The sequence below is a fragment of the Neisseria sp. HMSC70E02 genome (genome assembly GCF_001838645.1).
GTDB lineage: Bacteria > Pseudomonadota > Gammaproteobacteria > Burkholderiales > Neisseriaceae > Neisseria > Neisseria macacae.
On the sequence record NZ_KV838072.1, the window covers coordinates 16,241 to 38,678 of the forward strand.

17 protein-coding genes are annotated in these 22,438 nt (G+C 49.9%); 4 read left to right on the forward strand and 13 right to left on the reverse strand.

The window, feature by feature from the left end; translation table 11 throughout:
- Nucleotides 1-258: 258 nt before the first annotated feature.
- The 3 genes from HMPREF3277_RS02180 to aroE form a co-directional block, all read right to left on the reverse strand.
- Nucleotides 259-825: a hypothetical protein gene (locus HMPREF3277_RS02180; RefSeq protein WP_003764626.1), complete on the reverse strand. Its 567-nt coding sequence runs from the start codon at nucleotides 823-825 to the stop codon at nucleotides 259-261.
- 101 nt (nucleotides 826-926) lie between these two features.
- On the reverse strand, nucleotides 927-1,628 hold the full coding sequence (mtgA, locus tag HMPREF3277_RS02185; RefSeq protein WP_003756572.1) for a monofunctional biosynthetic peptidoglycan transglycosylase: 702 nt from the start codon (nucleotides 1,626-1,628) through the stop codon (nucleotides 927-929).
- 1 nt (nucleotide 1,629) lies between these two features.
- The gene (aroE, locus tag HMPREF3277_RS02190; protein ID WP_070869903.1) at nucleotides 1,630-2,439 is read right to left on the reverse strand and encodes a shikimate dehydrogenase; all 810 of its coding nucleotides are present in this window, start codon (nucleotides 2,437-2,439) and stop codon (nucleotides 1,630-1,632) included.
- 170 nt (nucleotides 2,440-2,609) lie between these two features.
- Between aroE and HMPREF3277_RS02195 the strand changes: the two genes are divergently transcribed.
- Both HMPREF3277_RS02195 and glnA read left to right on the forward strand, forming a co-directional pair.
- Nucleotides 2,610-2,999 carry a surface-adhesin E family protein gene (locus tag HMPREF3277_RS02195; RefSeq protein ID WP_070869904.1) on the forward strand — a complete coding sequence of 130 codons (390 nt, stop codon included), beginning with the start codon at nucleotides 2,610-2,612 and terminating at the stop codon, nucleotides 2,997-2,999.
- A gap of 238 nt (nucleotides 3,000-3,237) precedes the next feature.
- A complete protein-coding gene (glnA, locus tag HMPREF3277_RS02200) occupies nucleotides 3,238-4,656 on the forward strand; it encodes a type I glutamate--ammonia ligase (RefSeq protein ID WP_003764627.1) in 1,419 nt (472 codons plus the stop codon).
- Between the two features lie 91 nt (nucleotides 4,657-4,747).
- Here the strand turns inward: glnA and HMPREF3277_RS02205 are convergent, their stop codons facing one another.
- Both HMPREF3277_RS02205 and HMPREF3277_RS02210 read right to left on the reverse strand, forming a co-directional pair.
- The gene (locus HMPREF3277_RS02205) at nucleotides 4,748-6,262 is read right to left on the reverse strand and encodes a surface lipoprotein assembly modifier (RefSeq protein ID WP_070869905.1); all 1,515 of its coding nucleotides are present in this window, start codon (nucleotides 6,260-6,262) and stop codon (nucleotides 4,748-4,750) included.
- 866 nt (nucleotides 6,263-7,128) lie between these two features.
- A complete protein-coding gene (locus HMPREF3277_RS02210) occupies nucleotides 7,129-7,500 on the reverse strand; it encodes a hypothetical protein (RefSeq protein ID WP_019270093.1) in 372 nt (123 codons plus the stop codon).
- A gap of 253 nt (nucleotides 7,501-7,753) precedes the next feature.
- Between HMPREF3277_RS02210 and lspA the strand changes: the two genes are divergently transcribed.
- Nucleotides 7,754-8,272 carry a signal peptidase II gene (gene lspA, locus HMPREF3277_RS02215; protein WP_070869906.1) on the forward strand — a complete coding sequence of 173 codons (519 nt, stop codon included), beginning with the start codon at nucleotides 7,754-7,756 and terminating at the stop codon, nucleotides 8,270-8,272.
- Between the two features lie 26 nt (nucleotides 8,273-8,298).
- Nucleotides 8,299-9,267: a 4-hydroxy-3-methylbut-2-enyl diphosphate reductase gene (ispH, locus tag HMPREF3277_RS02220; protein WP_003756592.1), complete on the forward strand. Its 969-nt coding sequence runs from the start codon at nucleotides 8,299-8,301 to the stop codon at nucleotides 9,265-9,267.
- A 92-nt stretch (nucleotides 9,268-9,359) separates the two neighbouring features.
- Here ispH and fabG read toward each other — a convergent pair whose 3' ends face one another.
- From fabG to HMPREF3277_RS02260, 8 genes are all read right to left on the reverse strand, one after another.
- Nucleotides 9,360-10,106, reverse strand: coding sequence for a 3-oxoacyl-ACP reductase FabG (gene fabG / locus HMPREF3277_RS02225; RefSeq protein ID WP_003756594.1), 747 nt, complete (start codon nucleotides 10,104-10,106; stop codon nucleotides 9,360-9,362).
- Nucleotides 10,107-10,234: 128 nt separating this feature from the next.
- Complete coding sequence (locus HMPREF3277_RS02230) at nucleotides 10,235-11,044, reverse strand: WaaS/CpsH family glycosyltransferase (RefSeq protein ID WP_246827860.1); 810 nt, start codon at nucleotides 11,042-11,044, stop codon at nucleotides 10,235-10,237.
- Between the two features lie 576 nt (nucleotides 11,045-11,620).
- Nucleotides 11,621-12,685: a WaaS/CpsH family glycosyltransferase gene (locus tag HMPREF3277_RS02235; protein WP_070869907.1), complete on the reverse strand. Its 1,065-nt coding sequence runs from the start codon at nucleotides 12,683-12,685 to the stop codon at nucleotides 11,621-11,623.
- A 118-nt stretch (nucleotides 12,686-12,803) separates the two neighbouring features.
- Complete coding sequence (locus HMPREF3277_RS14825) at nucleotides 12,804-13,808, reverse strand: WaaS/CpsH family glycosyltransferase (protein ID WP_070869908.1); 1,005 nt, start codon at nucleotides 13,806-13,808, stop codon at nucleotides 12,804-12,806.
- 142 nt (nucleotides 13,809-13,950) lie between these two features.
- Nucleotides 13,951-17,670 carry a glycosyltransferase gene (locus HMPREF3277_RS02245; RefSeq protein WP_070869909.1) on the reverse strand — a complete coding sequence of 1,240 codons (3,720 nt, stop codon included), beginning with the start codon at nucleotides 17,668-17,670 and terminating at the stop codon, nucleotides 13,951-13,953.
- A gap of 112 nt (nucleotides 17,671-17,782) precedes the next feature.
- Nucleotides 17,783-19,636 carry a lipid A export permease/ATP-binding protein MsbA gene (msbA, locus tag HMPREF3277_RS02250; protein ID WP_070869910.1) on the reverse strand — a complete coding sequence of 618 codons (1,854 nt, stop codon included), beginning with the start codon at nucleotides 19,634-19,636 and terminating at the stop codon, nucleotides 17,783-17,785.
- A gap of 302 nt (nucleotides 19,637-19,938) precedes the next feature.
- Nucleotides 19,939-20,865, reverse strand: a complete 927-nt coding sequence (fabD, locus tag HMPREF3277_RS02255; RefSeq protein ID WP_070869911.1) for an ACP S-malonyltransferase — start codon at nucleotides 20,863-20,865, stop codon at nucleotides 19,939-19,941.
- Between the two features lie 19 nt (nucleotides 20,866-20,884).
- A complete protein-coding gene (locus HMPREF3277_RS02260) occupies nucleotides 20,885-22,174 on the reverse strand; it encodes a DUF1294 domain-containing protein (protein WP_070869912.1) in 1,290 nt (429 codons plus the stop codon).
- Nucleotides 22,175-22,438 lie beyond the last annotated feature (264 nt).

Genomic DNA, 22,438 nt, shown 5'->3' on the forward strand with positions numbered 1-22,438 from the left:
CCTGCGCGAGGACAGGCTACGGCGGGAATCCATTTTTGAAATTCAGAAACCTTTTTCAAATCAAGGTTTCTCAAGTTTTACAATGGATTCCCGCCGTAGCCTGTCCTCGCGCAGGCGGGGGCGGGAATGACGGAAGAACGTATCGAAACTGGGAAGATAAGCGATATATGTGATACGGCAAACAAGGTTACAGTTGCGCAAAGGTCGTCTGAAAACCCGTCACATGGTTTTCAGACGACCTCAAAATCGGATACCTGCTTATTCGCTTTCAACCTTCTCTATCTTGCGGCAGGCAATTAAAGATTCGCCGTCGGTGATGCTCATGGAAGTTTGGTTGATATCGAGAATTTGGTAATCGGTGGATTTAAAACTTTTCTTGGCGGCCATTTGTTCACTGAATTTCATATAAGAACGGTCCGCTTCGCGGCCTTTGGCGGTTTTTAAGTCTTTGACGTCAAACAAACGTTCCGAGCCTGCGCTTTCAAAAGTCATGACGATATGCCTGTCGTCTTTAATGCGCCAGAAGCCGTTATACCATTCCCGATAACGTAAGGGAACTGCGTCGTTCAGGTTTTCTTCTTTCCACTCAATCTCGATATACCCTGCCCATAAATGCGCCGGCAGTTTGTCCTTTTGCTGAAACTCAATAAATTTAGGCGCAAACGAATGGATATCGCGTTGCGCTTTCAATTCGCAGTCCCATGCCCCGAAAAGCTGCTCTTCCTGCTTTTGCAGGGAAACTTCGGATTTCGCGGCAGGCGGCGTATGCGTTCCGCAGGCAGTCAGAAGCAATAAAGACAAGAATAAGGGTTTTATTGGTTTCATTTCCATTCCTTTGTTTTGTATATAAGTCAACCTACCATCGCTCCTGATTCAAACCACCCGACAGGTCGTCTGAAACACCTTCACCTGATTTTCAGACGACCTCAATCCATATCGCTTTCGGGCAGCTCCGCCGAACCCATGCGGCGCAGGATGATGTTGGTTTTGTTGCGCAGGCGTTTGCTTTTCGGGTTGTCGGCGTAAAACAGCGGCGCGGGCACGCGGGCGGCGAGTTTGGCGGCCTGCTGTTTGGTCAGGTTGGCGGCGGGTCTTTTATAAAAATACTGGGACGCGGCTTCTGCACCGAATACGCCGTAGTGCCATTCGATGGCGTTCAGATACAGCTCGAAAATGCGGTCTTTGTCGGTAACGGCTTCCATCATCGCGGTAATCGCGGCTTCTTCGCCTTTGCGGATATAGCTGCGGCTTTCGTTCAGAAACAGGTTTTTGGCAAGCTGTTGGCTGATGGTCGAGCCGCCTGCTTTGACTTCGCCGCTTTGTTTGTTGCGTTTGATGGCGTATTGGATGCCGCCCCAGTCGAAGCCGCCGTGTTCGGCGAATTTGGCGTCTTCGGAGGCAATCAGGGCTTTTTTCAGGTTGACCGAAATGCGGTCGTAAGGCACCCAGCGGTAATCGAGCGCAACATCTTTGCCTTCGCTTTGAAACTGCCGCATCCGCATCGCCATGAAGGCGGTTTTGTTCGGCGCGACGGCGCGGTAAGTGATGATGTTGCCGTACACATAAGCGTTGAAAAAGATAAATGCGCCCAAAGGCAGGGCAATCAGCCATTTGATAATGCGGAACATTTTATAACTCTCTCATATATTGGACGACGGGCAGGACATCGGGCGCAAAGCCGCGCCAAAGCCGGTAGGAGGCTGCCGCCTGTCCGACCAGCATGCCCAATCCGTCGGCGGTTTGTTTGGCGCCTGATTGGCGGGCGAACGCTAAAAACGGCTCTGCCGCTTCGCCGTAAACCATATCGTAAGCCAAAGTGCAATGTTCAAAGACTTTGGGCGATACGGCGGGAAGCTGTCCGCTTAAGCCGCCGGATGTGCCGTTGATGATGATGTCGAAGCCGCCTTCCAGTTCATCCAAAGGTATGGCTTCAATACCGAAATGCGCCGCCATTTCCGCCGCTTTGGCGTGGGTTCGGTTGGCGATGACGATGCGCGCAGGGCGGTATTCTTTCAATACGGGAATGACGCCGCGCACCGCGCCGCCCGCGCCGAGCAGCAAGACGGTTTTGCCCGACATTTCCACACCCAGCCTCTTTGAAATATCGTCCGTCAACCCAATTCCATCAGTATTGTCGCCGCGTATTTTACCGTTTTCCAGCAAAATCAGCGTATTGACCGCACCCGCTGCCAAAGCGCGTTCGGAATGTTCGTCCGACAAGGCAAACGCTTCCTGCTTGAACGGTACGGTAACATTCGCCCCGCGTCCGCCGTCGGCAAAAAACGCTTCAACCGCCTGCGCGAAACCGCCGATGTCGGCGCAAATGCGCTCATATTCGATTTCAACGCCTTCCTGCAAGGCAAACTGCCGATGAATTTGCGGCGATTTGCTGTGCGCGACGGGGTTGCCGAAAACGGCATAACGGGGGAGAGCAGTCATGGTCGTGTTCCAAAAGACGGGACGGCTATTTTATAACGGCTGCGTACAGATGGAAACGATGCCGTCTGAAACGGTTGTCAGGTAGCATGACGGAATATTTATTTCTTGAAAAAAGTTATTTTTTTTTATAATTTAACTTTATTTTGTTGACAAGAACGAAAGGGACGGACATGAAAAAGATGTTGTGCTTGGCAGTATTTGCATTAGGGTTAGCAACGCCGGCGGTGGCGGAGGATTGGGTGTTGGTAAGTATTAACAGTAATTGGGATTATATTATCTTTGGTGATGCAGACAGCCGTACGAACAATAGAGCATGGTTTGAAACAAGGTTCGCCGAGCCGCAAAAGATTGTCGATGGAAAATTTTTTAATACAACTAAAACGTTGAGAGAAATGGATTGCAGTGGTAAACGTTTTAGGATGTTGACAGTAACGGCGTATTCCAAATCGGGAAACTTTATCGGCTCTGAGACACCATCCTATGCCGAATGGAGTTATGTTATTCCCGGTACGAGTGGAGAGCTTATGTACAAATTTATCTGCAACCACGATCCTCGTTGACCGTTTCCAAACCAAACAACAGATGCCGTCTGAACTGCTTTCAGACGGCATCTGTTTTATCGGCATTCGGACAAAAGGGCGGGCATTCAGCCTGGGGATAGACAAACCGAAGCATATTGTTGACAATCTTGCCGTCTGAAACTATATTTCAGTGCGTAAAAACGGGCGCCCTGATGTATTTCAGACGGCCTTACCGTGATAGAATAACAAATTAAACCCAATCCCTCAGGAGCTGAAGATGTCTATCAAAGACGCAGTAAAACTGATTGAAGAAAGCGAAGCCCGCTTCGTAGATTTGCGCTTCACCGATACCAAAGGCAAGCAGCACCACTTCACCGTCCCTGCCCGCATCGTCCTCGACGACCCCGAAGAGTGGTTTGAAAACGGTCAGGCGTTTGACGGCTCGTCCATCGGCGGCTGGAAAGGCATTCAGGCATCCGACATGCAGTTGCGCCCCGACCCCGCAACTGCCTTCATTGACCCCTTCTACGACGACACCACCGTCGTCCTCACCTGCGACGTCATCGACCCCGCCGACGGTCAAGGTTACGACCGCGACCCGCGCTCCATCGCCCGCCGCGCCGAAGCCTACCTCAAATCCTCCGGCATCGGCGACACGGCATACTTCGGCCCCGAACCCGAATTCTTCGTCTTCGACGGCGTAGAGTTTGAAACCGATATGCACAAAACCCGTTACGAAATCACGTCCGAAAGCGGCGCATGGGCAAGCGGCCTGCATATGGACGGTCAAAACACCGGCCACCGCCCTGCCGTCAAAGGCGGCTACGCCCCCGTCGCCCCGATTGACGCCGGACAAGACCTGCGCTCCGCCATGGTGAACATCTTGGAAGAACTCGGCATCGAAGTCGAAGTCCACCACGCCGAAGTCGGCACCGGCAGCCAAATGGAAATCGGCACGCGCTTCGCCACCCTGGTCAAACGCGCCGACCAAACCCAAGACATGAAATACGTCATCCAAAACGTCGCCCACAACTTCGGCAAAACCGCCACCTTCATGCCCAAACCCATCATGGGCGACAACGGCAGCGGTATGCACGTCCACCAATCCATCTGGAAAGACGGTCAAAACCTGTTCGCAGGCGACGGCTATGCCGGCTTGAGCGACACCGCGCTCTACTACATCGGCGGCATCATCAAACACGCCAAAGCCCTGAACGCGATTACCAATCCGTCCACCAATTCCTACAAACGCCTCGTACCGCACTTCGAAGCACCGACCAAACTCGCCTACTCTGCCAAAAACCGTTCCGCGTCCATCCGCATCCCGTCCGTGAACAGCAGCAAGGCACGCCGCATCGAAGCGCGTTTCCCCGACCCGACGGCCAACCCATACTTGGCGTTCGCCGCCCTGCTGATGGCGGGTTTGGACGGCATTCAAAACAAAATCCACCCGGGCGACCCTGCCGATAAAAACCTATATGACCTGCCGCCGGAAGAAGACGCACTCGTCCCAACCGTCTGCGCCTCTTTGGAAGAAGCCCTCGCCGCCCTCAAAGCCGACCACGAATTCCTGCTGCGCGGCGGCGTGTTCAGTAAAGACTGGATCGACAGCTACATCGCCTTCAAAGAAGAAGACGTACGCCGCATCCGCATGGCGCCGCACCCGTTGGAATTTGAAATGTATTACAGCCTGTAATCCGCATTTCCTGTCGGACTAAATGAAAGGTCGTCTGAAAACCTTGAAACAAGGTTTTCAGACGACCTTTTTTATCGCTCAAAGCAAACCGTCAGAACGTTTTGCTGAATTCGACAAACATTCTGGTTTTGCCGTATTCGTAGTATTTGTCGTTGCTCCATGTTTTGTGGTGGGCGACGGTCAGGCGCGGGGTGATGCCTTTGAAGTGGAAAGCGCGGTGCCACACGGCGAGCGAAATATCCGCTTCTTTATCGCGGCGGTTTTCCTGACCGCTCAAAAGGCTGGGCGTTTGATAACGGCGTTGCGCCGCACTCAGCCGCAACATGGTGGACAGTCCTTTGCCCCATTCCTGCCCCCATGCGGTACGGAGGCTGTAACGGTCGAAGCTGTCCGATTTGTCTTCTTTATTGCGTTCCTGATAGATGTCGAAACCGCCGACCCAGTATTGGCGGGCGTTTCGGTAATAGACGACGGAATTGCTCAACAGGCGGTTGTTGCTGTCGGAACGGGCGCGTCGGGTATTTTTCAGACGACCCATTTCAACGGCGCTCAAGGTTTGCAGCTTAGGCTGCCACCAGCGGTTGATGTGCAGGCGCGCACCGCTGGAGTAGGTATACGGGTCGTTGCCGTAGAAGCGGCGTTCGTGGAACGGGGTCAAGCCGATGTCGTTGCGCTGGTCGGCGTAGCCTGCGCCTACCGAAAAGCGGGTGGTTACGTCGTTATACTTGGTTTGTTCGGGATAAATTTTGCCGTAATTGTCCGCGCCTGCCGTAACGTACCAGCCTTTGGGCAGCGACCATTTTTTCTCTGCACCGAGTTGGTAGTTGATGGCGGTGGCGTCGATAGGCTCGGGGAAGGTCCAGTTGCCGTATGTGCGGCGGCTGGGGGCTTGGTTGATATTTTGTTCGCGGGTTACGCTCAAGCCGGCGTTGAATTTCCACGAATCGCGCTCGCGCAATGCTTTGCGGTAAGACTCGATGCCTTTGACGAACGGCTCGGGCAGGTTGGCTTCTGTTTTGAGCTTGTCGAACTGGTCGGCGGCGGCTTCGTTTTGCTTGTCTTCAAACAAAGCGGTGGCAAGCTGCCAGCGGACGACGGGGGCATCGGGGGTTTCGGCGATAAATTGACGGTAATACCCGATGGCTTCTTTCATTTTTCCGTCGTTTTGGGCAACCAATCCGCGTGCGTAGAGCGCCATGTTTTTATCGTGTCCCTGCCATTGTTCGTAAATCGGCAGGACAACCTTGATGCCTGCAATGTTGCGCGACACAACGGCGGAATACATGGCGCGGGAAAGCAATTGCGGATTGTCGAGCAGGGTTTTGGCATCGACGTTGACGACTTTTTCAGACGACGTTTCGGCGGCAGGCTTGGCCGCTGCTTCTTCGACGGGAGCAGGTTCTGCCGTTTTGACCTGCAACTCGGGGGCAGGCTGGTTTTGAGGCTCGGACGGCACGTCGGCGGCTTTCGCTGCGGACACGGCGAGCAGGGAGAGGAGTAAGAATGTTTTCATGTTTTCGTAAGACGTTTGGGTTGCAATGGTGCATGAATCTGCGTTTTTTATTTGAGGCGAAACCATATCGGGCATTTTGGTGCTTTCGGGCATGGTTTTGCTTTATATTGTTTTGAGCGCGGATTTTACCGTGTTTTACGGTAAAACAAAATATTGCGTAGGGCAAATAAAACGATATGGTGCCGTGCTTCGGCGTTAACGAAACAGAGATACGCTTTACTATGGTGGCTTCACCTGATTTTACTTTTTCGTCCTGCGCCTTCTCTACGACCACTACATTTTTTCGTTAGATTATCTATACTATTCTAATTTTGAATTTGTAACAAAACCATGTTATCAAAAATCAGATGCCCCATCATACATATTTCGAAAACAATACCACAAATAACGGTCGTAAAATATTTTTATAAGTCAAATAAGTGATGATTCAATATATAGCAAAAAGGCCGATAAACGGCCTCATTTTTTCTATCCCTACTTTTTCTCATAGGTTACCGTAATCGTAGGGGGAATACGGAACACAGCTGCTTGACAATTAAAAGTCATAAGCATTATTAAAAATAATATACTAATATTTTTTATTTTTTTCATTGTATCCTTTTAAAATTGAATATGATAATCATATCATATAATTCAAAAATATGTAAATAAATTTATATATGCGTTAATTTTCATATTTATTTTGATATTTTTGTTGCTTTTTTGATACAATTGGTAAATTTATGATCCAGTATTGTTCTGTTTTGGCGCGAATCCCCCTACCCTGCTGCTTGAATGCCGTCTGTCCAATCCTATGCAAAGGTCGTCTGAAAAGAGGTTTCAGACGACCTGTGTTTTCTTCCGAACGGTTTTCACGGATAAAGCAAATGTTGTAAAAACCATAAACAAATGATTAAAGCCACCATGCAAAAAGGTCGTCTGAAACCTCTTTTCAGACGACCTTTCCGGTATTTATCGATTTAGCGTTTGTCCAAGTCTAAATCAGCTTTGTATTCGATGCGGCCGTGTCCTTTGTTTTCGATGGACACGTCCAATTCTTGTCTGCCACGTTTGAATTTCAAATCGGCATCGTCGTGTTTGATTTCAGATTCGACCACATGAAAACCTTTGCTGCGCGCGTGGGCGATGACTTTTTTCGCCAAAGACGGAATCGGGTTGCCGCGTGCGGGCAGCTCGGCTTCGTATTCGAATTCGCCGTTGCCCTGACGGTCGGCTTTAACCGTATGCGCGCCTGCGGGAAGGTAAATTTCGGCAGGAAGCGGGGCGGCGAAGGCGGTGGCGGAGAAAAGCGCCAAAATGCCGGTTGCCAATAAAGATTTTGTTTTAGCCATACTGTATCCTTTCGGGGAAGGCATATAAAAACGCCGCCATGTTATCGGCAAGGCAACACCCTATCAAGCAAATAAACCTTGTTTTACGTATGACAGTGTTTTTGCGCGCAGCGTTTACGCGGTTTTGCGATAACCCTGCAAAACTCTGCGCCTTGCCCTGTAATAAAAGGTTTTCAGACGACCTTTTGAAACACGGCTTTTGCGCTTTCGGGTAAAATAGCCGCTTTGTTTTTATTCAGGCAGCCTCAACCAAATGTCTTCCTCCCTTTCCAAAAAAACCGCCTACCTGCTGATCGCGCTGACCGGCATCGCGCTTGACCAACTGACTAAATGGGAAATCCTCGCCCACTTCCACAAAGGCGAGCGCCTCAATATTATCCCCTCTTTCTTCGACCTGACCCTTGCCTACAACCCCGGCGCGGCGTTCAGTTTCCTTGCCGACCAAGGCGGCTGGCAGAAATTCTTTTTCTTAGGGCTGGCACTCGTCATCAGCGCCTATCTCGCCCGCGCCATCCTGCGCGACGAGTTCCGCCTTTCGGGCAAAATCGGCGCGGCCATGATTATCGGCGGCGCGCTCGGCAATGCCATCGACCGCTTGATTCATGGTCATGTCGTTGATTTCCTACTATTTTACTGGAAGGATTGGAGTTATCCCGCGTTTAACGTTGCCGACAGCTTTATCTGCGTCGGTGCCGTTTTATTGGTTTTGGACGGACTGTTCCACAAAAAACAACCCAAACCGACCGACGAACCAACAACCGACAACCCATAAGGTCGTCTGAAATCCGGACCATACACATGACCCAAAAAACCATCATCCTTGCCAACCCGCGCGGCTTCTGCGCCGGCGTTGACCGCGCCATCAGCATCGTCGAGCGCGCGCTGGAAGAATTCGGCGCACCGGTTTACGTCCGCCACGAAGTCGTCCACAACAAATTCGTCGTGGACAACCTGCGCGAAAAAGGCGCGGTATTCATCGAAGACCTCGCCGACGTACCCAAAGGCGCCATCCTGATTTACTCGGCACACGGCGTCTCCAAAGCCGTGCAGCAGGAAGCCGCCGAACGCGGGTTCCGCGTATTCGATGCCACCTGCCCGCTCGTGACCAAAGTCCACAAAGAAGTCGCCCGCCTCGACGCGCAAGATTGCGAAATCATCATGATCGGACATAAAGGCCACGTCGAAGTCGAAGGCACCATGGGACAGCTTCCGCCCGGCAGGATGCTGTTGGTCGAAACCGTTGAAGACGTCGCCGGACTGCAAGTCAAAAACCCCGACAAACTCGCCTACGTCAGCCAAACCACCCTGTCCGTCGATGAAACCAAAGACATCATCGCCGCGCTGAACGCCCGTTTCCCCAACATCCGCAACCCGCACAAAGAAGACATCTGCTACGCCACGACCAACCGCCAGACCGCTGTCAAAGAATTGGCGGAAGAATGCGACATCGTCATCGTCGTCGGCTCGCCCAACTCTTCCAACAGCAACCGCCTGCGCGAAGTCGCCGCCCAACGCGGTGTCGATGCCTATATGGTCGACAACGCCGGCTACCTGCAACGCGAATGGTTCGAAGGCAAACACAAAGTCGGCGTAACCGCCGGCGCATCCGCCCCCGAAGTTTTGGTCAGGGAAGTCCTGCAAACCATACAGCAATGGGGGCACGAAACCATACGCGAAGGCGAAGGCGCGGAAGAAAGCATCGTCTTCGTCCTCCCCAAAGAGCTGCGGCGCGAAGGCGAAAACAAACAGATACTCAACAAAGGTTAAACTGTTTATCCCAGCCTTTTGATCCAAACGGCAAAACAAAAAGGTCGTCTGAAATCCGTTTTCAGACGACCTTCTTTATTTTCCCAGCCGAATCAAGGCATCAGCATCCCACCGTTGACGTGCAGCGTTTGACCGGTGATGTATTTCGCTTGGTCGGAAGCGAGGAACAAGACCGCATCGGCAATGTCCTGCGCTTCGCCGAATTTACCCAGCGAAGTTTGCGCTTCGAAGGTTTTGCGGGTTTCTTCAGGCAGGGCGCGGGTCATATCGGTGTCGATAAAGCCTGGGGCGACGCAGTTGACGGTAATGCCGCGGCTGCCGACTTCGCGCGCCATAGATTTGGAGAAACCGATCAAGCCTGCTTTTGCCGCGGCATAGTTGGTTTGACCGGCATTGCCCATCACACCGACGACGGATGTGATGTTGATGATGCGGCCGGCGCGCTGCTTCATCATGCCGCGCAAGACGGCTTTAGAAGCGCGGAACACGGATTTGAGGTTGACCTGCATGATGTCGTCCCACTCTTCTTCTTTCATACGCATCAAGAGGTTGTCGCGGGTGATACCGGCATTATTGACCAGAATATCCAGCTTGCCGAACTCTTTTTCGATGTCGGCAATCAGATTTTCGATGGTTTCGGGTTCGGCAGAATTCAATGCACGGCCTTCGCCGCCCCATTGCGCCAGACGCTCGCTAATCGCTGCCGCGCCGCTTTCGCTGGTCGCCGTGCCGATGACTTTGGCACCTGCCGCCGCCAGTGTGTCGGCAATCGCCGCGCCAATACCGCGCGATGCGCCTGTTACCAATGCGACTTTGCCGCTTAAATCTTGTGTGCTCATGTTTACTTCCTTGTTTTGGGAATGGAGTCTGTTAATTTCAGACGACCTTATAGCATAAATAGTGTGATGAATCTAATTTTTGAGGTCGTCTGAAAACATCAAAGGCTTTCAGACGACCTCAAAGAGGCTTACTCGGGTAACGTGATTTCTTGATACGGAGGCAGATCCAATATGTATCTCAACCAGTTGTCGAAGCTGTATTTTTGGTAGATTTCGGGCGGCAGCTCGCGATAAGGTTTGTCGAGAAACGTTTCCATACCGTCAAAGGTTTTACCGTCCCAAATATAGATATTGTCGGGATGATAAAAATCGTATTTGGCAACTTCGGCATTGGTGGTAATGAGCTTTTTCCGATAGCCGACCGACTCGATTGTCCGAAACGATAAACCCGTATGCACCGCTGCTTTAAAATCCAGCAAGACGCGGCTTTGCATTTCGCGTTTGATGTTGTCCTCGAACGTGAGCGGCTCTGCCGTCGCTTTGATACTGTCGGGATAAACATCGGAATGTTCGTTCAAACTGCCGTCGTTGACATGGAATATCGTGAAATCGATTTTCCAGCCTTTCTTTTCGGCATATTCGGAAAAAGTCGAAATGGCTTTATCCCTGCCGAGATCGGGAACATGCGATCCCAGGAAATAAAAATCGTAGCGGTTGCCGGTATCGGTTGGTTGGTCTACTTCAAAATAAAAATTGGCAGCGGGAATGACTTTATCGCGATATTTCCGGTTGTCTTCAGGGTCGAAGGCATACACTTTGTCGAAAATATCGATGCTCTCCCATATTTTGGGAAATCTGTCCAACCCGTCCCATTGGTAGGCCACCATCAGCTTTTCGGTTTTTCGCTTGACCTGTTCCAGCAGATACTTCGGATAGATTTGTCCGTTTAAAAACAATGCGTAATCGAAATACTCGTATGTTTTTATTTTCTCCATCATTTCTTGATAAATTTTCGTGAAATGCCGAAGCCGGGCTTTTTTCCTCAAAATTTCTTTTTTCTTCTTCTGTTTCAGGACTTTTTTGCACCAGAATGCCCCCAGCCTCATTTTTAAAGACGAATACTTGAAAGGGGGCGCGATATGGTTGTAGCTGATATCGACAACTTGAAATCCTTGTTTTTCTAAATTTTGGATAAGCAATTTATAAATGTCGTTAACTTGGTACATGCCTAATAAGATAATAGGTTTCCGAGACATGGTGTGTGTCCTCCTATTGATTTTAAAATCATCAACTTATTATTGTTATACAGATGAATAAATATCTTGTTGCCCTGTTCAAACTGACCTTTGAAAACAGGATAGGTTTCAGATTCGGGAAACGGCAAGCGGGAGAAGGTACGGCAAACCGTACATTCTCGATGTGAAAGATGTCTTTTAACGGACAAACCGCCTGTGTTTGAACAGTCGGCGTCCGCGCGGCATCATTTATTGTGAATAGACTTTGAAAGTGCCGAAGCACTCAGTGAATATTTTCCCTTTTATTTGTACTGCCTATCCCGCAAATTTGCTTCTCCGCTATATCTGCTTAATGGCATCCCTGTCGATATGCGGCAGCCCGATCGGTATGTTCGGCTCGATATCGAATGCGCAGTTTATCCAGTTGCTGAAGCTGTATTTGCGTTTCAATTCCGGCGCGATGGGGACGAACGGTCGGGTCAGGAAGTCTTTGAGTTCGTCGAGATTGCTGCCGTCCCAGTAGAACATATTGTCGGGATGGTAAAAATCGTAATGCACGATGGTCGGATTGGTGGTAATCAGTTTTTTATCCAAACCAATGGCCTCAAAAATCCGCAAAGACAAGCCGTAATGCTTGCGGTTGAGGAAGTCAACCAATACGGAAGATTTGGCGGCTTCTTCTAAATTCTGGCGGTAAGACAACGCGTTGGCAAACGAGAAGAACTGTACTTCGGGGATGCCCAGTGCGGCTTGCTCTTCGGCGATTTTCTTGCTCGCCAGTCGGAAGTCGATATCCAAACCGATGGCGCGTGCGGCATCGCAGAAGGCGCGGATGTCGCTGTTGCGGTCTTCTGCGTACGATCCGATAAAGAGGATTTTGTTTTCGGTTTTTTCAGACGGCGTGAAGCTGTCGAAATAGAAACTTGTGGTCGGATGCAATACATGGTCGTATTCGGGCAGCTTGTTTTGATCAAACGGATCGAAGAAATAAAATTTATCGAAAAATTCGATATTTTCAAAATCTTCTTTCAAGAAAGTCAGCGCTTCCCAGTTGTAATAGACCATCAGTTTGGCGTGGTTGCGCAGCTTGGAAATAAACTCTTTCGGATACGCGCCCAGCCAAATCATGAAACAATAATCCGCCTGCTCGGGATATTTTTCCAACAACGCTTCCAGCCGCTCTTCCACCAAACGGAACATCACCCGTTTCTTGAAATCCATTCGTCCGAGGACGTTGCGGTACCAGATTTTCTGCATACGCTGGAAGATGCTTTTGTATTTGAATTCTTTTTCTTCGTAAGTCAGGGACAGTACGTTGAAGCCGCATTTTTCCAGATTCTCAATAATGAGCTCGTGGATTTTAAACAGCTCCGGCATAGCCAGGATAACGGTTTTCTTTTTCATAATCGTCGTACGGTAAAGAGGAAGGGTCGTCTGAAAATATAGTGGATTAACTTTAAACCACTATACAATCAGGCAATGATGAAATTCTTAAAACGGCTGCGGCACAGGTTCGCCTTCATTAATTGCCGATACCGAGCATACGGTTGAGCCATTGGGTAAACGAATATTTTTCTTTGATATCCGGACTGACCGGCTGATACGGGCGCGCCAAGAAATCAGGCAATTCGTCCAAGCTGCCGCCATCCCATAAAAACACATTGTCGGGATGATAAAGGTCGGTATCCCGTATGCTTTGGTTAGTCGTAATCAGTTTTTTATCGAAACGCAGTGCATCAAAAATGCGGAACGACAAACCGTAATGGTCAAACTGGGCAAAATCGACCACTGCCCCGCAGCTTTGTACCTTGCTTAAATTGTTTTCAAAACTAAGAATGCTGCTACGGTCGAGATATGTGATGCCTTTTGTGCCGAAGGCTTTTTCGGCGCGGTCGTCTTTGCAATAAATATGGAAATCCAAAGGCAGCCCAAGGCGTTCCGCTTCGCTGATGAAATGCTTGGTCTGCCCTTCCCTCCTCAATTCGTAGCCGCCGAGGAAGTAGAGACCGTCGTTTGACGGCAGTTCGGAGACAGGCAAATCGAAGTAGAAATTGGTCGTGGCTTTGAATCCGCATTCCGGATATTGCTTAATATCTTGCGGGTCGAAAACCCAGCATTGGTCAAAATAGTCCAAATATTCCAAGATATCGGGGAATCTCCCGATGCCGTCCCATTGGTAATTGACGCATATTTCACTGTGCGCACGAATGGCAGCAATGATTTCTTTAGGATAAATGTTGGCACGGATACACAAGGCGTAATCCGCTTTTTTGCCGTTTAACGAACCCAGCTTGCGCGCAATGTCATCCCGATAACGGCTATATTTCAAAACCTTTTTGTAGTCGCCGTCTTTGGCAACATATTTGTAATATAGGTTTTTCACCCTGCTCGCCATATTGGGATAAAAAGAATCCCTGTCGTCGTAACAAAGGTTGACGACGTCGAACCCCAAAAAACGCAGGTTTTTTTCGATGCACTTGTCGAGTTCGTACATATAGGGTACGGCAAGGATGATGGTTTTATTCATGATTCAGGTGCGGGGCGGTTAATCTTAGGTACTTCAACTCATTGGATATTGGCTTGGCGGCACAACGCTGTACGGATTTAAATTCATTCGCTGTCATTTTCAGACGACCCTTTGCTGCCATCGAAAGGGTCGTCTGAAAACATCAATCTGCTTGGTTCGACAGTATTTCTTGATATAGGCCTGCCAATTCGTCTTTTTGTTCCGCAAAAGTCCGAATATGGCTTTTCGGCAATTCAATGACTGCGCCATCGTCCATCGCTTGATAGCGTTCGCAAACTTCGGCAATGGCGCGGCTCAATTCTTCCACGCCGCTGTCAAACGGAATGACCGTGCCGTTTTCGCCGTCGATAATGTCTTCGGACACACCGCCAGCATCCGTGGCGATTACCCAAACATCACGCAACACTGCTTCCCTGACCGTCAAGCCGAAACTTTCTTTCCATTGGGTCGGGAACAGCAAAACATCGATTTCCGAGAAGAAATAGTCGATGGTGTCTTGGCTGTAAGCAGGTTCGATGCGGAAGCGTTCCACACCGTCGAAATCGCTGTCAAAGAATGAACGTGCGCCGACATTGAGCATATTGTCCACGACAACCAGTTCGGTATTGGGGAAACGGTGTTTCCTGAAGGCTTCTAAAATCAGATGAACGCCTTTGATTTTGGTTTTTCCGCCGACATAGCCGAAGCGGATAACGTCTTTTTTCCGTTTAGGTATTTGACCCAAGGGGCGGGTAACGCCGTTTTTGTTGACGAGGACGTTCCTGCCCAAGGTTTTTTCATGCAGCTCGGCAAAATATTTACTGGGCGCAAGCAACATATCGATTTTCGACAAAGCGCGGGCTATGGTTTTGCTCCGTTCGTCTTCGGTATTCCATTGCTCGCGGAAGACTTCATTTTCGTCAAGCATGAACTGGTTCGGACAAATCCACCATGCGTCATGCAGGGTAACAAGGGTTTTGACACCGGCTTCCCGACAAATATCGACCATACCGACACCCATGCTTTGAATGCAGTGGATATGGGCGATGTCAGGCTGTACGAGTTCGATGATGTCTTTGACGGCCTCATCAAAACGCGGGTTTTCGTGGGCGGCTGCATCTTCTGAAGGAACGGCAACGCCGAAAACGGTCACTTTGCCGTATTCGTAACGGATGGCGCTGTACGGCGGCAGCCAGCTCTTCATCGGCAAAGTCGTTACCGCATATATTTCGTAGGCTTCTTCATCGGCAAGCAGTTTGTTCAGTTGCTCGGCAACGATGGTCGCTCCGCCAAACGATTGCGGATGATAGTAAACGTTAAACGATAAGACTTTGGTTTTCCCTTTTACGGCAGATTCAAAACGGACGGCGGGCGCAAGCTGCGTGCTGCCGATGGCTTGCGGGCTGTATGTTTCCGTGACCGTACGGTATGCCGCCTGCGCCATACTGTCGCGCAACTCGGGATTTTGAATCAGGGTGTCGAACGCTTCATGCCATTGCTGTTCGTTGTCTGCCAGAAAGCCGTTTTCACCGTTGACAATCACATCGGCGAAAGCCGCCCTTGGCGAACATACGGACGCCACTTTGGTAATCGAGGCTTCAAGGTATTTGATGTTGCTCTTGGCATCGTTGAAAACGAAGTTTTCCAAAGGCGCGATGCTGATGTCGCATTCGGACAAATAAGTCAGGTATTCCGTATAGTTGCAAAACGGGATGCGCTCGATTTGGCTTTGTACTTCATCGAAATATTCGGGCAGCTCCAAATAGCCGATGATTCTGAACCTGACATTCGGATTTTCTTTCAATATGTTGGCAAGCGCGGGAGCGGCTTCCAAAAAGTCGATGTTGTGCGTTTTGGTGCCCGACCCGTAAATAATCCGAATCAAACCGTCTTCTTGTTTTTTCAGACGACCCTCAATGCTGCGTGCCGCTGCCAGCGTTTCATCATCCAACGCGTTTTCAACCACATAAACGGTTTCCAAACCTGCTTCCTTCATGGCTTTTGCCAGCCCGGAAGTCGAAGCGATACCTTCGTCGCACGCCAACATGGCTTGCCGGTAAAGTTTCGCGCCGTTGATCACGCCTTCTTTTTCTGCCGGTTCAAGCGAGTTGATGGTGCTGCTGGTTTTCAGGACATCTTCGTCAAAAATCAAATCATCAACATCCCATAATGTTTTGATGTTCAGACGACGGCATTCCGCAATTAAATCCATTACACTGTCAAAACCGGGAACGCGGTAGAAAATCACCAAACTTGCCAAAGAAATCTGTTTCTTGGCTTCGTTGCTGTCCGTCCATGAAGTTACGGAACAAGGAATACCCAGCTCCTCAAGCATTTCCTGCTTTTGGATAACGCGGTATTTTTTGCATTGCGGAATACTGAGTTCGGCAATGATGGCAACTTTAGGCGCAAGCGTGTCGGCAGCATGTTTGGACAGCCGCTGGATAAACGTTTGCGGAATCGGGTCTGCCTGAACGCCGAGAACTTCCTGTGCAACAACAGGCGAAGAACCGACCATTTTTAAAAGCTGTTTCACGCTTTTAATCGAATGGGTTTGCTTGTAATGGCGGCGTAAAAACTGATATGCCTTGCCGATACTGCCCTTCTCGCGCACCAAAAGACGGAAGCCTTTGCGGTAGCGGTTGGCAGAGCTGATGGCCTGTTCGATTTTAACGAACGGCTTGAATACCTTAACCGTCCACAACCCTTTGTATTTTGCCAATCGTTGGCTTTCCTGACGGATGTGCTGCTCCAATAAAGCACGGTTTTCATTGAGTCCGTGTATGGTTTGCTCGAACGATTGTCTGTTTTCATTCAAGGTATGGATGGTGTGTTCGAGCGACTGTTTTTCCTGCTGCAAGGTATCGATTTGTTTTTTCAGCAGTTCGATTTGTTTTTCTTGTTCTTTCGATTGCTCTTCTGCTGCCTGGCTGCGCACCATCAACTGCATCAACATGTCGATTTGCTGTTGCAGAGACTCGGTCTGCTTGGCAGACAGTTCTGTTTGTTGCAGCAGTTTTGCCATGACATGCTGCAATTCTTGGTTTTGATTTTGCATATTGGTATTGTCTTCTCGCAATTGAAGGTTTAGTTCGGATAAAGATTGGATTTGTTGTTCTAGTAAGGATATTTTTTGAATACAGTCGGAATATCCCAAATGATGTTGCATAAACAGCGCGCGGTTTTTTTCGTAGACTTTTTGCCAGTCTTCGCGGTTTAAATCAGGATTTTGTTCCAAGCGGTTGATCAGCGATGACCCGTCACGGCGTTTGCGGTAGCGGAACAACACTTCCGGAATACGGATAACGGTTCCGCCGTTGCTTAAGAGGCGTATCCAGAAATCCCAGTCTTCGTGTGTCGTCAGGTTTTCATCAAATCCACCCAAGGCGGCAAAATCTTCGGCGCGGTGCATGGAGACGGATGAAGGAAAACGGTTGCCCATCAACAGGCTTTCCAAACCGTCATAATCCGGCAGATTCCATAAGCCTTCTTGCGCATCGAAATATTCCGCCAACGGATACACCAGCTTGCAGTCGGGATTGTTTTCCAAAACCGTGACGCATTTTTCGATGTAATCCGGCAGGATGAGGTCGTCTGAATCGAGAAACAGGAAGTATTTGCCCCCCGCCAGCCGCGCCGCATGGTTTCGGGCGGCGGCAACACCTTGATTGTTTTGTACGGCGTAACGTATGGCGGGCTTGTCCGCCAGAAACTCCCTCAAATAATCGGCATGTTCCGGGTCGGAGCCGTCATCAACAATGATGATTTCAAAATTCTGATGGCTTTGGCTAAGGACGGACTGGATGGTTTCTACAATGTATTCCTTACAGTTGTAGTAAGGGATCATCACGGAGACGGTGGGGGACTGGGCTTGATGATTCATGCGGATAGTTCCTTTCTGTCTGTTCGGCAGCCTTCCTTGTCTTTCGGCTCGGTGTTTTCAGACGACCTCTTAGGCAAATCGTCCTTCAACTGACCGACAGGTCGTCTGAAAATCAACCTGCTGCCTGTTTCGGCATATTGCGCAACATCGAGTAATAGCCGTTTTGAGCCATCAGCTCGCTGTGTGTGCCTTGTTCGACAATATGGCCTTCATCCATAACGATGATACGGTCAGCTTGTTCGACGGTGGTCAGGCGGTGGGCGACGATGATGCTGGTGCGGTTTTCCATCAGGCGTTCGAGGGCTTGTTGGACGAGGCGTTCGGATTCATTGTCCAGCGCGCTGGTGGCTTCGTCCAAAAGCAGGATGGGGGCATCTTTCAAAATGGCGCGTGCAATGGCGACGCGTTGACGCTGACCGCCAGAGAGCTGATTGCCGTTTGCGCCTATCGGTTGGTTCAAGCCGTATGGCGAACTTTCAACCAAGTCTTTCAAATTCGCGGCTTTGAGGGCTGCCAATACTTCTTCTTCAGTGGCATCGGGACGGCTGTAACGGACGTTTTCCAAAAGGGTGTCGTCAAACAGGAAAACATCTTGGGAAACAAGGGCGAATTGGGAGCGCAGGTTGTTGAGTTTGATGTCTTCGATGTTGACATCATCCAAATAAACCGCACCCGAGCTTGGTTCGACAAAACGCGGAAGCAGATTGACGACGGTGGATTTGCCACTGCCTGAGCGACCGACCAAAGCAACGCGTTCACCTTGGCGGATGTTGAGATTGAATCCATCCAAGGCTTTTTTACCGTCTTCGTGGTAGCGGACATCGACGTTTTCGAATTTCAGACGACCTGAAACGTTTTTCAGATGTTTGGTACCCTTGTCTTGTTCAGGCTCGGTATCGAGGAATTGGCAAACCGCATCCGAAGCGATAAACATGGTCTGCATGGGGATGCTGATGTTCGCCAAGTTTTTGATCGGACCGAGCATTTGCAACATAGCAACGATAAATGCCATGAATTCGCCGATGGTGGTATAGCCTTGCTGACTCTGCCAAAGAGCGATAAAGATGACGACAGCCAAAGCAAACGACGCAATCAACTCGCTGAACGGAGAACGCGCCGCGCTGGCTTGTGTGATTTTTTTACCAAGACGGACGATGGTGTCATTGACTTCGGCAAAGCGTTCGGACGCTTTCTTCTGACCGCCGAAGAGTTTGACCACGCGGTGTCCTTGGTGGACTTCGTTAACGACGTTATTGAGCGTACCGATACTTTGCTGCGCACTGGCAATAATGTCTTTCAGACGGTTGCGGTAATAACGGGACAGTAAAGACAGCAACGGAAACATCAGGGCGACAATCAGGCTGAGCTGCCAGTTCAAATACAGCAGGACGCAGACCAAACCAATGACAATCATGGTATCGCGGGTCAAAACGATAAAGACATTACTGGCGTTGCTGATGGATGATTCCGCCATTTGCACCATGTTCATTAAAACTGTGCCGGAAGGGGTTTCCTGATGGAATTTGGAAGAGAGTTGCAGCATCTTGGCAAACATATCGCGGCGCAGATGGCTGATTGCCATGACGGAAACCCAAGTCAAGAGATATGTGCTGACGAAGCGGCTGATGCCTCGAATGATGACCAAAAAGATAAAAAATACCGGCACGACCCAGACTTTATAGGGCGTACCCCAAATCAGGTAGGTAAATTGGTCTTTCCAGTTTTGCAGCGTAGCGATGATGCCGCCTGCGGTATTGAGTTCGGGCGGCGCAGAAGGCGGGGCGAAGCCTTGGTTGACCAAGGGGGCAATAAAGGCGGCAAGATAGCTTTCGGTGGCGGCGACGCCAAAGATAGCAATTAACGCAAAAATGATGCGGACTTTATAAGGACGGATGTAAGCCATCAAGCGCATGAAGCTGCGCGAATCTTCTTGGGTAAACAGGCCGAAGGTCAGTTTTTCTATCATTGGCTCGGTGTTCCGGATTAATGCAGATTGAATATTTTATCAATCTGTCGGATTGGTAAAGCCTATGATTATATCGCAACGAAGTTACCGATGCGACGAAATTGCTGTTTTTAAATGAATAACGATTTTTATTTCTGTAAAGTTTTTTCAGACGACCTTAAATGTTCAAAATAAATTGATAGTGGATTGGAATAAGAAACACCCTCCTGCTGTCTGCACCTCCCTATGCGAACACAACCGACAGGCATTAAAAAACGACCTTTCATTAAGAAAGGTCGTCTGAAGCATAAAAGGAGGCAAGTTTAATGTGCTTCGATAAAGGCAGCGACTTGTTCGGAATTGGTCAAAGCGCTGCACACGGCTTCTTTGTTGATGCGTTTTGCCAAACCTGCCAACACTTTGCCCGGTCCGCATTCGGCGGATTCAGTAATATCTTCTGCAACGAGTGCGTTGACGGTTTCCGTCCAGCGTACAGGACTGTAAAGCTGGCGGACAAGCGCGTCTTTAATTTTCTCTACATCGTCGTAAGCGGCAACATCAGCATTATGGATGACGCGGATTTGCGGCTGTCTGATTTCGACGGTTTTGAGCGCTTCGGCAAGTTTTTCCGCAGCAGGCTTCATCAGGCTGCAATGAGAGGGAACGGATACAGGCAGCGGCAGCGCGCGTTTAGCTCCCGCTTCTTTGGCTGCATTCATGGCGCGCTCGACGGCGGCGGCATTACCCGCGATCACGACTTGTCCGGGCGAATTGAAGTTGACGGCTTCGACCACTTCGCCTTGCGCGGCTTCTGCACAAATGGCTTTAACCTGCTCATCTTCCAAGCCGAGGATCGCCGCCATCGCACCTACGCCCTGCGGTACGGCAGACTGCATCAGTTCGGCGCGCAGGCGGACGAGTTTGACTGCATCCGCAAAATCCAATGCACCGGCGGCAACGAGTGCAGTGTATTCGCCGAGGCTGTGGCCGGCAACGACGGCAGGCGTTTTGCCGCCCGCTTCAAGATAGGCACGGTAAACGGCAACGCCGGCAGCCAGCATAATAGGCTGCGTATTCACGGTCTGTCCGATGAGTTCGGCGTCCGCACCGTTAATCATCGCCCACAAATCCTGACCCAAGACGGCAGAAGCTTCGTCAAAGGTGTTTTTTACGACCGATTGTCCTGCGAAGCCGTCCATCATATTGAGGCTTTGCGAACCCTGACCGGGGAAGAAAAATGCAAAAGACATGATATTCCTTTGTTTTGGTTTAGTTTTTCAGAAAATTCGTCAGAGGATTATCGGCGTAATGTATCAGTAGGGCATAGGTAATGGCAACATTTATTGCCACTGTCAGCCAGAAAATCTGAACAAAAGGAACTTTCTTGGTTTTATGTCGGAACGCGGCGCGCGCAACCAATGCGCCGGGCCAGCCGCCCAGCAGGCTGAATGCGTGCAGTTTATTTTCTGGGATACGGTTTTGGTATTCGTTTTTACGTCTGATTTTGCGCGCGGACTCCATCGCCGTCTGCTTGTCCTGTTGATAGAGGATGAAGGCGGCGATACTGATAAGGACGTAAATGAAAAACAGTTTATTGGAAAGCACGGCGACAACGGTCAGGAAAACGACGGCGATGACGCTGTTGATCAGGAGTGCCTGCATATCGATATTGAGCCTGTTGTAGTCGGGTGGCAATTCGTCAAACAGGAATGCTTCGTCGCCCAGTCGGACAACCTTGACGGCTTGTTGACGGTTGCCTTCTATCGGGCGGTTGCAGTAGAAGCTGACGCGCTGTCCTGTTTGCGGACGGCAGGTATTGTAATGGTACGCGCTGATATGGAAGAAAATATTTTGGGATTCGTCGCCGAAACGGATAAAGCCGTAGCCTTTGGCATCATCCCATGTGGTAATCGTACCGCTCATAACCTGATTGGGCGGCAACAGATTCTTTTGGGCGGATTTCGGAGCGGGATAACGGGTTTCGGCAACCAACGGCTGCTCAATTTTGACTTCAACTTTAGGACCGTGCTCCGGACGGAAAAAGTGTACGGTTTGACCTTGCGCTTTTTGGGCGGGCGCAGCGTGTATCGATTCAGGCTCGGATTCGGACTCAGGCGTACTGCGGATAACGGCATTGACCAGCAGCCATTGTCCGTTGGGATGGCGGCGGAGCGTGCCTTCAAGGCGGTCGCCCGCCCTAGGCGTACGGGTTTGGTCGGCAAGAAACTGTCCCAACACAAAGACCGGCTGCCCTTCATTTGAAACGTCCATTCCATAACCACCATTCTTCGACCAATCCCAGTCGGTCAGCGTAATGACCGCGCTGTCATTGTTTTTATAACCCGGATTGACGCGCTCGACATCCCTTGCGACGGCGCGGTTGTTTTCCGTTTCTATTTGAAAGCTGACACGGTGTCCGGTTTCAGGTTCTTGATAATCGGGGTGGAGGGATTGGCGGTTGGCAAAGATGCGTTGCGAAGACTCGTCGCAAATAATGGAGCCGCGGCTCATTTCCCCGAACCAATGGGCGATTGTCCCGTAATGTTTATTATGGTTCATTTTATTTTTATATTAATAAGGAAAAAATGTATTGGATAATCAGTTTTGAAATTATACCAATTTATCATAATCCATGTGGATTTTAACCATAATAAATAAAAGGTCGTCTGAAACGGTGTCGGTTTGAAGCAACGACACATTTTCAGACAACCTCTTTTCAATGCTCGACAGAGACAGCGCCCTTCCCCCTCTGCCTAGCATACTTTTCAACTACCGCCCTGAATCTTCTACACTTTATAGTGGATTAACTTTAAACCAGTACGG